Below are 12164 nucleotides of genomic sequence, written 5' to 3'. Positions count from 1 at the left end.
AACAGCGGCTGGCGAACCGATGACAGTGAGGATCAGGCCTCGGCGGACTCTTCGCCCTCGGCCTCGCCAGAGGCCTCCTCCGCCTGCGCGGACAGCACCTGAAGGACGACCGCGTCCTCATCGACGGCCAGCGTGGTGCCGGACGGCAGCGGGACGTCCTTGGCGAGGATGGAGTCGCCGGCCGCCAGGCCCTCGATCGAGACGGTGACCGACTCGGGGATGTGCGTGGCCTCGGCCTCGACGGTCAGCGTGTTCATCACGTGCTCCACCAGGTAGGCGCCCGGCGCCAGCTCGCCCTCGGTCTGTACGTAGATCTCGACGTTGACCTTCTCGCCGCTGCGGACCAGCAGCAGGTCGACGTGCTCGAGGAAGCCCTTGATCGCGTCGCGCTGCACGGCCTTCGGGATGGCCAGCTGGGTCTTGCCCTCGATGTCCAGGGACAGCAGGACGTTCGGGGTACGCAGGGCCAGCAGCAGCTCGTGACCGGGCAGCTTGACGTGGACCGGCTCGGCACCGTGGCCGTACACGACACCCGGGACCTTGTTCTCGCGACGGATGCGGCGCGCGGCGCCCTTGCCGAACTCGGTGCGGGGCTCGGCGGCGAGCTTTACCTCGGACATGCTCTTCACTCCTCGTAGTGGTGAGAAACGGATGGTCACCCGGCCACGAACGGCCTGCTACGAAGAGCGCGTCGATAACGGACAGCCGTACCGCATGGGTACGGCCTCCCTCGCCGAGCAACTTCGGCAGTCTACTCGGAGGGGGAGGCCGCATCCAAAAGGATCTTCAGCGAGCGAGGAGGAGCGGAACAGGAACCCCTACTGCTCGTCGAACAGGCTCGTCACCGAACCGTCCTCGAACACCTCACGGACCGCGCTCGCGATCGTCGGCGCGATCGACAGCACCGTGATCTTGTCCAGGTCGCCGCTCAGCTCACCCGGCGTCGGCAGCGAGTTGGTGAACACGAACTCGCTCACCCGCGAGTTCTTCAGCCGGTCGGCCGCGGGGCCCGACAGCACACCGTGCGTCGCCGTCACGATGACGTCCTCGGCACCGTGCGCGAACAGGGCGTCCGCGGCGGCACAGATCGTGCCACCCGTGTCGATCATGTCGTCGACGAGCACGCACACCCGCCCCTTGACCTCGCCCACGACCTCGTGGACGGTCACCTGGTTCGCCACGTCCTTGTCGCGCCGCTTGTGCACGATGGCCAGCGGCGCACCGAGCCGGTCGCACCAGCGATCGGCGACCCGCACCCGGCCGGCGTCCGGCGAGACGACCGTCAGCTTGTTCTTGTCGACCTTCTTGCCCACGTAGTCCGCGAGAAGCGGAAGAGCGAAGAGATGGTCCACCGGGCCGTCGAAGAAGCCCTGGATCTGGTCCGTGTGCAGGTCCACGGTCAGCAGCCGGTCCGCGCCGGCCGTCTGCATCATGTCCGCGACCAGACGCGCCGAGATCGGTTCACGTCCACGGTGCTTCTTGTCCTGGCGCGCGTAACCGTAGAACGGCACGATGACGGTGATGGAGCGGGCCGACGCGCGCTTCAGCGCGTCGATCATGATCAACTGCTCCATGATCCACTTGTTGATCGGAGCCGTGTGGCTCTGGATCAGAAAGCAGTCCGCACCACGCGCCGACTCCTCATAACGCACATAGATCTCACCGTTCGCGAAGTCGAAGGCCTTCGTCGGGACGACCCCGACACCCAACTGCTGGGCGACCTCCTCGGCAAGCTCGGGGTGGGCGCGGCCGGAGAAGAACATCATCTTCTTCTCGCCGGTCGTCTTGATCCCGGTCACAGCACTGTCTCCTCAGAGGTTTCTCAGCGGGTACCGGACGACCGTCTCAGCTGGCTGCGAGGGGCCGTCTCGGCTGGTGGGGTGCGGGTGTGCACTTATCACGGTACGCGGTGTCAGGCGCGCCCGTTTCCGGTCAGTCCTCGCCGTCCCCCTGACGGGAGGCCGCCTCGGCCGCCTTCGCCGCGGCGCTCCCCGGACGCTTACGAGCCACCCAGCCCTCGATATTCCGCTGCTGACCGCGGGCCACGGCCAGCGAACCGGGCGGTACGTCCTTCGTGATCACGGACCCGGCAGCGGTGTACGCGCCGTCCCCGACCGTGACAGGCGCCACAAACATGTTGTCCGAACCCGTCCGGCAGTGCGAGCCGACCGTGGTGTGGTGCTTGTCCTGCCCGTCGTAGTTCACGAACACACTGGCCGCGCCGATGTTCGTGTACTCGCCGATGGTCGCGTCACCCACGTAGGAGAGATGCGGAACCTTGGTCCCCTCCCCGATGGTCGCGTTCTTCGTCTCCACGTACGTCCCCACCTTGGACCTGAGCCCCAGCCGGGTACCGGGCCGCAGATAGGCGTACGGCCCCACGGTCGCCTCCGGACCCACCTCGGCACTGTCGGCGACGGTGTTGTCCACCCGGGCCCCCGCGCCCACCCGGGTGTGCGTGAGGCGGCTGTTGGGGCCCACCTCGGCACCCCGGCCCAGGTGCGTGGAACCGTGCAACTGCGTCCCCGGGTGCACCACCGCGTCCTGCTCGAACGTGACCGTGACGTCGATCCAGGTGGTCGCGGGATCGATGACGGTCACACCGGCGAGCATGGCCCGCTCCAGCAGCCGGTCGTTGAGGATCCGGCGCGCCTCGGACAACTGCACGCGGTTGTTGATCCCGGCGATCTCACGGTGGTCGCCGGCCACACAGGCCCCCACCCGGTGCCCGGCCTCCCGCAGGATCCCGAGCACGTCGGTCAGGTACTCCTCGCCCTGCGAGTTGTCCGTACGGACCTTGCCGAGCGCGTCCGCGAGCAGCTGCCCGTCGAACGCGAACACCCCGGAGTTGATCTCCCGCACGGCCCGCTGCGCCTCGGAGGCGTCCTTGTGCTCGACGATCGCGGTCACGGCCCCGGAGACGCCGTCCCGCACGATCCGGCCGTACCCGGTCGCGTCCGGCACCTCGGCGGTCAGCACGGTCACGGCGTTGCCGTCGGCGGAGTGGGTGGCGGCGAGCCGCCCCAGCGTCCCGCCGGTGAGCAGCGGAGTGTCCCCGCACACGACCACGACGGTCCCGTCGACCGGCCCGCCGAGCTCCTCCAGCGCCATCCGCACGGCGTGTCCCGTGCCGTTCTGCCGCTCCTGCACCGCGGTGCGTACGTCGGTGTCGGTCCCGGCGAGATGCGCGGTGACCTGCTCGCGGGCGTGGCCCACGACCACGACGAGGTGCTCGGGCCGCAACTCGCGGGCGGCGGCCAGCACATGGCCCACGAGGGAACGGCCGCAGATCTCGTGCAGGACCTTCGGTGTGGCCGACTTCATACGGGTGCCCTCACCCGCTGCGAGAACGACGACGGCTGCCGGGCGAATGGCGCTCACGGGGTTGCCCTTCGGCTGTGGAGGGGGAGGGTGACATCCGCAGGATACCGGGGCGTTTCGAGGGGGATATGAGTGTGGGCCCTGACGGTGCTGTCACCGACCAGGACCCGAACTGAGCATGTGCTCCCCCGCCAGGACTCGAACCCGGACAGATGGCACCAAAAGCCACAGTGCTGCCAATTACACCACGGGGGATCAAACTCGGCCGAACCGGACATTTAGTCAGGTGGCCGAGTTGGCACCCAACACTATGCCGTACCAGGCGCCCTCCGTGCGACGGTACAGGTCCGGACTCCTCGTGACGGAGATGGCCGGGCAGGAGGTCATCGCCCGCTTCCGCGGTCCCTCGAAGTCTGCGTGTGCCGTGTGGATGTGCCAAGGGCATGCCGTCCGGGCGGAATCCGGCCTTCCGGGGTCGAACGGTGAGCGATTCAACAGTTCGAGGGATATCGGGCTGTTTTGTCTTTGTTCGGTCATGGAATGTGGTGTAGGCCAGTCACGGAAACTCACCGGAGAAGGGGCGCCCGGCGACCGTAGGCTGGAGGCATGACCACGACGGGGGAAGACCGCACGACGGCCTGGGGAGGGCCGTGGTGGTGGATGAGACGGCGCAGTGCGGTGCTGGACGTGGGGCTGGCGGTGGCGTCCGCGGTGGAGTGCGCGGTGGAGGGAGTCCCGTTCGCGCGGGACGCCGGGATCCCGCCGGCCGCGGGGATCGTGTTCGGGGTGCTGGCCGGCTCGGTGCTGGTGATGCGGCGCCGGTGGCCGATCGCGGTCGTCCTGGTGTCGATCGCGATCACGCCCGCCCAGATGGGCTTTCTGATGGCCATCGTCGGCCTGTACACGCTGGCCGCCTCGGAGCTGCCGCGCCGGATCATCGGATCGCTGGCCGGGATGTCCTTGGTGGGGACGCTGATCGTGACGTTCGTGCGGGTGCGCCAGGACATGGCGCGAGGTGACCTGTCGCTGGGGGACTGGTTCGTTCCGTTCGCCTCGATCAGCACCTCGCTCGGGCTGACGGCGCCGCCGCTGCTGCTGGGGCTGTATGTGGGGGCCCGGCGGCGGCTGATGGAGAGCCTGCGGGAGCGGGCGGACAGTCTGGAGCGGGAGCTCCAGCTGCTGGCGGAGCGGGCCGAGGAGCGGGCCGAGTGGGCGCGCAACGAGGAACGGACCCGGATCGCGCGGGAGATGCACGACGTCGTGGCGCACCGGGTGAGTCTGATGGTGGTGCACGCCGCGGCCCTTCAGGCGGTCGCGCGCAAGGATCCCGAGAAGGCGGTGAAGAACGCGGCGCTGGTGGGGGACATGGGGCGGCAGGCGTTGACCGAGCTGCGGGAGATGCTCGGGGTCCTGCGCAGCAGTGAGGGGGTGCCCCGGCGGGAGAGCGTGCCGCTCGCGGCGGTGGGGGTGGCGGCCGCGGTGGCGGCCTCGCGGGCCGCCGACGAGGCGGGCGCGGCGGACGGGCCGTGTCTGTCGGATCTGGATGTGCTGGTGGGGCAGTCGGCGGCCGCGGGCATGGTGGTCGACCTGTCGGTGGAGGGCGAGCCGCGCGGGTACGCGGCGGAGATCGAGCAGACGGCGTTCCGGGTGGTGCAGGAGGCGTTGACCAACGTCCACAAGCACGCGGCGGGTGCCAAGACGCACGTACGTCTGGCCCATCGGGTGTCGGAGATCGCGATGCAGGTGGAGAACGAGCCGCCGGGGGAGGTGTCCGCCGCGTCCTCGGCGCGGTTGCCGTCGGGCGGCAACGGGCTGGTGGGGATGAAGGAGCGGGTCGCCGCGCTGGGCGGGGTGTTCGTGTCCGGGCCGACGGAGGCGGGGGGCTTCCGGGTGTCGGCGGTGATTCCGGCGTCGTAGGGGCGCTCGTTCCGTCGTGCCCCGCGCTCCTTGCGTCTGTGCCCCGCGCTCCTTGTGTCTGTGTCCCGCGGTCGTGCGTCGGTCCCGCGGGCGTCCGTTGTCTATCCCGCGGTCAGGCGTGTGGGTTCGATGCCTGAGACGAGTCCGGTGAGGGCGCGGTCCAGGTCGGGGCCCAGGTACCAGTCGCCGGTGTGGTCGAGGGCGTAGACGCGGCCCTCGGTGTCGATGGCGAGCAGCGCCCGGGTGTCGGTCTCGGCGCCGAGGGGGCAGACCTGGGTGTCGAGGGCGCGGCCGAGGTCGCCGAGGGTGCGGGCCATGTGCAGGCCGTGCAGGGGGTCCAGGTGGAGCCGGGCGGGGGCGACCTGGCGGCCGGGGCCGGTGGGGGTGATGTGCAGGCCGCCGAATTCGGCCCAGGCCTCGACGGCGGCGGGGAAGACGGCGTGCCGGTGTCCGGCGGGTGAGGCGTGCTCGCGCAGGGCGTCGGCCCAGATCTCGGCCTGCTTTATGTCCCAGCGTCCGGGTTGCCAGCCGGCGGCGCGCAGGGCGGCGTCGACGGGTACGGCGAAACGGGTGGTGGAGGTGCGGTCGGGGTGCATCTGCCTTTGGTTCGTCGGGGTCGGCGAGTTCGTGGACGTGGAGTGTGCGGTGCGGCTCGGCTCGGCGTCCTGTTGAAGTACGTGCGGGGCGGGTGTGGTGCTCAGCCGTCAGTGGCCGTGGAGTCGACGACGCGGACGCCGAAGTGGGCGCTGAGAGCCGCGCAGGCGCGACAGGGGGCGGCGAAGCTGCCGTGCAGGGGGTCGCCGTCCTCGCGGATGCGGCGGGCGGTGAGCTTGGCGTGCTTGAGGGCCCTGCGGGCCTCGCCGTTGGTCATCGGCTTGCGGGCGGCGCGCTTGCTGCGGGCGGCGTCGGCGGCGGCGATGTGGCGGGATATCAGCATGGCCTCGGCGCAGCGGCCGGTGAAGCGGTCGCGCTGTGCGCTGGGGAGCGTGTCGAGGAAGTCCTGCACGAGCGGGTGCAGGACGGGGGGCTGGTCACCGCGGGCGGCGGTGCCGGTGAGGGTGGCGCCGCGGACGGAGAGGGCGGCGGCGACGGTGGGGAGTATGCCGTCGCGGCGGTGGCGCAGGACGGGGGTGTGCGGGGTGTCGGTGCTGCTCCAGCCGACGCGTGGATCGCCGGACGGGCCGGCCTGCGAGCCCGGGTGCCGGCCGGTGTGCGTGCCCGTCCGGGGGTCGCCGGACGTGCCCGGCCGTGGTCCTGGGTGTGGTCCCGTCTGTGTCGCGTTCATGATCGTGTTCCCCTCCCGTGCATCCCCCCGGCGGACACAGACTGCCAAATGGCGTGGCTGGTGCGGAAGCTGGGGCGGTGCGACACGCCCGTGTCGGGGTGGGTCGTCACCGCGGGGTGACGGCCGGTCACGGAAGCGGAGGGGGGCTGACCGGTGCCCGGTGACCGGTCTTGTCGTACCGCATAGGCTGTCGGCACCGCGATCCACGCGGTCAACGCGTGGAGAGTCGGGGAGAGCAGTCGCAACGGGCGTCGAGACGCGGGTCGAGACGGACGTCGTGACGGACGAGACAGTCGATACGGAGCGTAGTGACACGAAGCCGGTCACTACGGGTCGTACAGAGTGCCGCAGGGGGCAACCGCCATGACGACAGGTCGGCTCGGGCTGGGGGCACCTCCCGGCCGCCAGGCCGGGGGACACGCCGCGCCGCCGAACGCGGCCTACGCCGGGCAGATCGTGCATTTCCCGGATCCGGTCCGGGCGGCCCGTCACCCCAGAGGGGTACGGATGGACGAGCGCGGTTACCCCGACTTCTCCGCGTACGCGCGTGCGGCGGTGGAGATCGCCGAACCGCCGGAGGGTTTCGGTGTCGACGAACTGCGGCTGACGGACTACGTGTCGGCGAACGCGGCGATGTCGGCGAGCGGGCACGAGTTGTGGGACACGGTGCCGGCGGTGGCGACCCCGCACGGCTGGACCTGGCACCACGTGGCCGGCGGCCGGCGGCTGGAGCTGGTTCCGGTCGAGGTGAAGGCGCTGCTGCGGCATCACGGCGGGATCGCGACGACGCCGGTGGACCACGACAAGCGGGGCACGCGGCCGCTTCAGGAGACGCGTCCCGTGCACGTCGGGCTGCCGAAGTCGGGCGTGGCGGTGACGGAGACGCAGGTGCAGGGGGTCGAGGAGGACCTCGGGTACCGGCTGCCGGGCGCCTACCGGTCCTTCCTGAAGGCGGCGGGCGGGTGCGCGCCGGTGGGTGCGGCGCTGGACGCGGAGCTGGGCCTGCTGGTCGACCAGCCGTTCTTCACGGTGCGGGACGAGGCGGCGGTCAACGACCTCGTCTACGTCAACAAGTGCCTGCGGGACCATCTGACCAAGGACTACCTGGGGATCGGGTTCGTGCAGGGCGGGCTGCTGGCCGTGAAGGTGAAGGGCGAGCGGATCGGCTCGGTGTGGTTCTGCGCGTACGACGACGCCCGGGACGTGGATCCTGCGTGGTCGCCGCCCGAGCGGGTGGAGCGGCTGGTGCTGCCGTGCGGTGACGACTTCGACGCCTTCCTGTCGCGGCTGGCGGGCAATCCGCCGGAGCTGGAGACGGTGGCGAATCTGATGGTGGACGGCGGATTCGCGCGGTCCGTCCCTGTCTCTTCCGTGGGGGAGTGAGCTCGGCGATGGTGACGTTCGCGCAGGCGCAGGAGCGCGCCGAAGAATGGATCAACGGGGATGTGCCGTCGTACCAGCACCGGGAGGTGCGGGTACGGGAGTTCGAGCTCGGGTTCGTCGTGTGGGCCGAGGACCGCGCCGACGGGCCGCGGTCGGACGGGGGCGCGCAGCGGCTGGTGATCGCGCGGGACAGCGGGGAGGCCACGCTGTGGCCCGCGCTGCCGGTGGGCGAGGTGATCCGCCGCTACGAGGAGGAGTACGGCCGCACGGACGCGGTGGCCGACGCCGTGCCGGCGCCTCCGGCCCGGGTCGACCTGAACCAGACGTCGTTCCTGCTGAGTCCGCCGGAGTGGTTGCAGGAGGCGGCGGACAAGCTGGGGATCCCGGACCGGCGGGGGGCGGGCGCGAGTCCGGCTCCGGGGTCGGGGCCGGGGCCGGCTTCGGCTTCCGCTGGAGGGCCGGCCTCGTCCTCGGCCTCGGTTCCGGTTTCGTCCGCGGCTTCGGCCGGTGGGGCGGCGGGGGCGCTTCCGGAGACGCAGGCCGGGATGCCGGGGGGCGCGGGGGCGGCGGCTTCCGCGCCGGGGGCTCCGGGTGCGCCGGACGGGCCGGGTATGCCTGGTGTGCCTGGTGTGCCGTCCGGGGCTACGCCGTGGGCCGGGACGGACACGAACGCGGATGCCGGTGAGGACCGGTCGGTGCCGTTGCCGGCGACCGTCTTCGCGCCGCCGTTGAGCGGTTCCGACGACGAGGCCCGGCCGCCCACGGCGCCGCCCGACGCCAAGACGGCCCTGATGTCGGGCGGCAGTCAACTTCCCCGGACGGCGGTCTCCCCGGCGGTGGACCACCCGAACGCGCCGGGCGGTCCGGGGGGTCCGGGCGGTCCGGTGGGCCCGCAGGGCCAGGGCGGTGGGCCGGTGCCTCCGCACGCGCCGGGTGCGCAGTCGTACGGGTATCCGCAAGGCCAGGGCCAGGGCCAGGGCCAGGGCCAGAGTCAGGGTCAGGGTGCGGGCGGTGCTGGGGCGGGGGTCACGCCGCCGCCTCCGCCGCCGGGGGGTCCGGGTGGTCTTGGGGCCGGGGTCACTCCTCCTCACCCGCCTTCGCCTTCGCCTTCGGCTGGGCCCGGTGGGTCCTCCTCCGGGTATCCGCAGGGTGCGGGTGTGCCCGGGACTCCGCCTCCCGGGGGGCTCGCGCCGGGTGTGTCGTCGTACGGGTACCCGCAAGGGCCCGGCGGTGGGGCGCCGCAGCCGTCGGCCCCGGGATCCGGTGGTCCGGAGCGGTCGCTCGCGCCCCACGCCGGGGACATCGCCGACGCCGCGACCAGCAAGGCGGCGCCTCCGCCGCGTCGTGCGCGCGGCGGCGCGAATCCGCCGCCTCCGCCGGGCGCCCCGGGTACGCCCGGAGCACGCCCCCCGGGCGCGCCGGGCACGCCCGCCCCGTCGGCGGGCGGGTATGTGCCGACGCAGCTCGTGTCGGCGCTCGGCCCCGAGGGGCCCCAGGGGTCCGAAGGGCCCGCCGCCGGACCGGGGGCTCCTCCGGCTCCGGGCACGTCCCAGACCCCCGGTGCGCCGAGTCAGCCTGGCGCGCCCCGCCCGCCCGGTGTTCCGGGGACGCCGGGTGGTACGCCCGGTGGTACGCCTCCGGGCGGTGTGCACCATGCGGCCACGATGTTCGCCGATCCTGGGCGCACGGGTCCCGGTGCGGGTGCGCCGCGGCCTCCGGGGCCGCCCGGCGCCCCAGGTGCGCCCCAGCCCCCCGGTGCTCCGGGCGCCCCCGGTGCCCAGCGCCCCCCGGGTATGCCCGCCGCCCCTGGCGCGCCTCAGCCTCCCGGGGCCCCCGGCATGCCCGGCACGCCTCAGCCGCCCGGTGCTCCGGGCACCCCCGGTGCTCCGGGTGCTCCAGGTGGGCGTGGGGCCGTGCACCACGCGGAGACCGTGCTGTCCGCGCCCCCGGCGGGCGGTCCCGGCATGCCCCCGCCGCCGCAGGCTCCGGGCGCGCCCGGCATGGCACCGGGCGCCATGCCGCCGCCTGGTGCGATGCCTCCGCCCGGTGCCGTCCCGCCGCCCGGTGCGATGCCGCCGCCCCCGCCTCCCGGCTCCGGGCAGCAGCCGTCGTACGGCTATCCGCAGCAGGCGCAGCCGACCGTGGGACCCGGCTATCAGGCCGTGCTGCGCTACCGCGCGCAGGACGGTTCCGAGCAGCAGCTGATCCGGCGTTCGGCGCCGGGGACGCCGCACCCGGAGTGGCAGATCTTCCACGAGCTGCGGGCCATGAACGTGCCGCCGGACCAGGTTCTGGAGCTGCACACCGAGCTGGAGTCGTGCGAGCTGCCGGGCGCGTACTGCGCGCGGATGATCCGGGAGCAGTGGCCGCAGGCGCGGATCGCGAGCATCGCCCCGTACGGCACGGACCATGCGAGCCGGCAGCAGGGCATGCGGCAACTGCTCGCGCATCAGGGTGAGTTGCACCAGGTCGCCGACGGGCCGGCCCGGCCGGCGCCGATCCGCGCGCCTCTTCCGCAGGTGCAGCCCGCGCCGCCGGTTCCGCCGGAGGGCGTGGCGCAGGAGCTGGCGGGGGCGTTCGGGCCGGGCCTGTTCCGGTTCGAGCAGGCCGCGGTGTCCCGGCAGGGCGTGCCGCCGGTGGTGGCGCACACGCTGGTGGTCGCGGGGCTGCCGATGGACATGGGCCCGTTCTTCTGGGCGCAGGCCCAGCCGGGGCGTCCCGTGCCGACGCTGGCGGAGCTGGCGGCCGAGCGCGGAGTGCCGTCGGCGGCGGACGCGGGCTCGTACCTCGTCATGGGCAGCGACTTCGGCAAGGCGATCTGCGTGCAGTACGGCACGGCGAACATCGTGGCGGTGCCCGTGGAGGCGGGGCCCGGCGGTGCGCCCGTACCGCCGCAGTTCGTGAACACGGGGCTGCCGGAGTTCCAGCGGTGCCTGGCGCTGCTCGGGCGGATGTGGCGGCTCAGGTTCGGGCTGAACCAGGAGCAGGCGGGCCGGTGGACCGTGGACTTCCAGGTCCAGCTGGCCGCCCTCGACCCGGCGGCGCTCGGTTCGCCGGAGAGCTGGTGGTCGGTGCTGCTGGAGCAGATGTGGGACGGGCTGCTGTGACGCGTCGTCACTGCTGACGCGGCCCGCGAGAGCGGAGGGCCGGACTCGATCGTGTGATCGGGTCCGGCCCTTTCGCGTGCGCGTCGTGCCCATGGCCCCTGCGCGGAGTGTCGTGGTACGCACACTTCCATCCGATATATCAAGATGTGCGCGACATCATCATCTCGCATCCGTTCGGCGGAGAGGGGTCCAGGATGAGCAGCGCATCGGTGTCGCCACGGGGGTTCGTGGGCGGGCGAGGGCGCGCCTACCGTCCCGAACAGGTCGACGCGTACGCCGATGCCCTCTCCCGGGACCGGGACGCCGCCTGGGAGCGCGCCGCCCGGCTGACCGTGCTCGCCAAGGACATGGAGGCGCAGGCGGCGCGGCTGCGGGAGACGGTGGCGGCGCTCGCCCCGCAGACGTACGAGACCCTCGGAGAGGGGGCGCGGCGGCTCTTCGAGCTCGGGCGCAAGGAGGCCGCGGCCCTGCGGGAGAGCGCGCGGGGGGAGGCGCGGCGCCTCGTGGAGGAGGCGCGGGCGCAGGCGGACGGCGTGCGCGAGACCGCGCAGGCGCACGCCGACGCCGTACGCGCCGAGGGCGAGGAGCGTGCCCGCCAGCGGCTGCTCGCGGCGCGCGCCGAAGCCGACGACATCCGGATCGCGGCCCGGCGCGGGGTGAAGGAGAGCCGCGGCGAAGCGCTGGCCGCGCTGCGTGACGTACGCCAGCGCACCACCGGGATGCTCGCCGAGCAGGCCAAGGAGCACGCCGAGCGGTGGGCCGAGGCCGAGCGGGAGGCGCGGGAGCGGGCCGCCGCGCTGGACGCGCGCGACGCGGAGCGGGTGACGCGGGCCGAGGCCGCGTTGTCGGAGGCGAAGCGGGCGTTCGCCGGGGCGGAGGTGTCGGCGCGGCGGTTGCAGGAGGAGGCGCGGGAGCGGGCGGCCGAGGTGATCGCGCGGGCGCGGGCGCGCGAGGAACGGATCGCCCGGGAGACCGAGGGGGTCCTGCGGGAGCACGGGGAGCGCTGGGACGACGTGCGGGCGCAGATGGACCACGTACAGAACAGCCTGACGACGCTCACGGGGCGGGCCGCGCTGGAGTGACTGGGGTGACTGGGGTGACTGGGGTTGCTGCGGTTACTGGGGTGGCTGCTGCCACGGACAGGACGCGTA

Annotated in this window: 9 protein-coding genes and 1 tRNA gene; 4 read left to right on the top strand and 6 right to left on the bottom strand. The window is 72.9% G+C overall.

Annotated features, from left to right (window positions below; translation table 11 throughout):
- Positions 1-32: 32 nt before the first annotated feature.
- The 4 genes from ACWD0J_RS04845 to ACWD0J_RS04830 all read right to left on the bottom strand — a co-directional run bounded on the left by ACWD0J_RS04845 (position 33) and on the right by ACWD0J_RS04830 (position 3576).
- Positions 33-620: a 50S ribosomal protein L25/general stress protein Ctc gene (locus tag ACWD0J_RS04845; protein ID WP_451494313.1), complete on the bottom strand. Its 588-nt coding sequence runs from the start codon at positions 618-620 to the stop codon at positions 33-35.
- A gap of 198 nt (positions 621-818) precedes the next feature.
- Positions 819-1799 carry a ribose-phosphate diphosphokinase gene (locus ACWD0J_RS04840; RefSeq protein ID WP_451494312.1) on the bottom strand — a complete coding sequence of 327 codons (981 nt, stop codon included), beginning with the start codon at positions 1797-1799 and terminating at the stop codon, positions 819-821.
- 133 nt (positions 1800-1932) lie between these two features.
- Positions 1933-3381 (bottom strand): bifunctional UDP-N-acetylglucosamine diphosphorylase/glucosamine-1-phosphate N-acetyltransferase GlmU, encoded by a 1449-nt coding sequence (glmU, locus tag ACWD0J_RS04835; RefSeq protein ID WP_451494311.1) that lies wholly within the window; start codon positions 3379-3381, stop codon positions 1933-1935.
- A 123-nt stretch (positions 3382-3504) separates the two neighbouring features.
- Positions 3505-3576 (bottom strand) — tRNA-Gln (locus tag ACWD0J_RS04830).
- Between the two features lie 351 nt (positions 3577-3927).
- On the opposite strand from ACWD0J_RS04830, the gene ACWD0J_RS04825 reads away from it, so the two are divergent.
- A complete protein-coding gene (locus ACWD0J_RS04825) occupies positions 3928-5238 on the top strand; it encodes a sensor histidine kinase (protein WP_451494310.1) in 1311 nt (436 codons plus the stop codon).
- A gap of 101 nt (positions 5239-5339) precedes the next feature.
- Here ACWD0J_RS04825 and ACWD0J_RS04820 read toward each other — a convergent pair whose 3' ends face one another.
- Both ACWD0J_RS04820 and ACWD0J_RS04815 read right to left on the bottom strand, forming a co-directional pair.
- Entirely contained in the window at positions 5340-5834 is a 495-nt protein-coding gene (locus tag ACWD0J_RS04820) for an SUKH-3 domain-containing protein (RefSeq protein ID WP_451494309.1), read from the bottom strand.
- A 101-nt stretch (positions 5835-5935) separates the two neighbouring features.
- Positions 5936-6523 (bottom strand): YwqJ-related putative deaminase, encoded by a 588-nt coding sequence (locus tag ACWD0J_RS04815; RefSeq protein WP_451494308.1) that lies wholly within the window; start codon positions 6521-6523, stop codon positions 5936-5938.
- Positions 6524-6886: 363 nt separating this feature from the next.
- On the opposite strand from ACWD0J_RS04815, the gene ACWD0J_RS04810 reads away from it, so the two are divergent.
- The 3 genes from ACWD0J_RS04810 to ACWD0J_RS04800 all read left to right on the top strand — a co-directional run bounded on the left by ACWD0J_RS04810 (position 6887) and on the right by ACWD0J_RS04800 (position 12095).
- Positions 6887-7906 carry an SMI1/KNR4 family protein gene (locus ACWD0J_RS04810; RefSeq protein ID WP_451494307.1) on the top strand — a complete coding sequence of 340 codons (1020 nt, stop codon included), beginning with the start codon at positions 6887-6889 and terminating at the stop codon, positions 7904-7906.
- Between the two features lie 8 nt (positions 7907-7914).
- Positions 7915-11013: an SUKH-4 family immunity protein gene (locus ACWD0J_RS04805; protein WP_451494306.1), complete on the top strand. Its 3099-nt coding sequence runs from the start codon at positions 7915-7917 to the stop codon at positions 11011-11013.
- A gap of 194 nt (positions 11014-11207) precedes the next feature.
- Entirely contained in the window at positions 11208-12095 is an 888-nt protein-coding gene (locus ACWD0J_RS04800) for a cellulose-binding protein (RefSeq protein ID WP_451494305.1), read from the top strand.
- The last annotated feature ends 69 nt before the right edge of the window (positions 12096-12164 follow it).

The sequence above is a fragment of the Streptomyces sp. NPDC003011 genome (genome assembly GCF_053591515.1).
This window is presented reverse-complemented; position numbering and strand designations above follow the sequence as displayed.

What these genes read in the sequence shown, in the direction of transcription:
- ACWD0J_RS04845 (WP_451494313.1), bottom strand. Translation starts at nt 620, where the DNA reads ATGTCCGAGGTAAAGCTCGCCGCCGAGCCCCGCACCGAGTTCGGCAAG.
- ACWD0J_RS04825 (WP_451494310.1), top strand. Translation starts at nt 3,928, where the DNA reads ATGACCACGACGGGGGAAGACCGCACGACGGCCTGGGGAGGGCCGTGG.
- ACWD0J_RS04820 (WP_451494309.1), bottom strand. Translation starts at nt 5,834, where the DNA reads ATGCACCCCGACCGCACCTCCACCACCCGTTTCGCCGTACCCGTCGAC.
- ACWD0J_RS04815 (WP_451494308.1), bottom strand. Translation starts at nt 6,523, where the DNA reads ATGAACGCGACACAGACGGGACCACACCCAGGACCACGGCCGGGCACG.
- ACWD0J_RS04810 (WP_451494307.1), top strand. Translation starts at nt 6,887, where the DNA reads ATGACGACAGGTCGGCTCGGGCTGGGGGCACCTCCCGGCCGCCAGGCC.
- ACWD0J_RS04805 (WP_451494306.1), top strand. Translation starts at nt 7,915, where the DNA reads ATGGTGACGTTCGCGCAGGCGCAGGAGCGCGCCGAAGAATGGATCAAC.
- ACWD0J_RS04800 (WP_451494305.1), top strand. Translation starts at nt 11,208, where the DNA reads ATGAGCAGCGCATCGGTGTCGCCACGGGGGTTCGTGGGCGGGCGAGGG.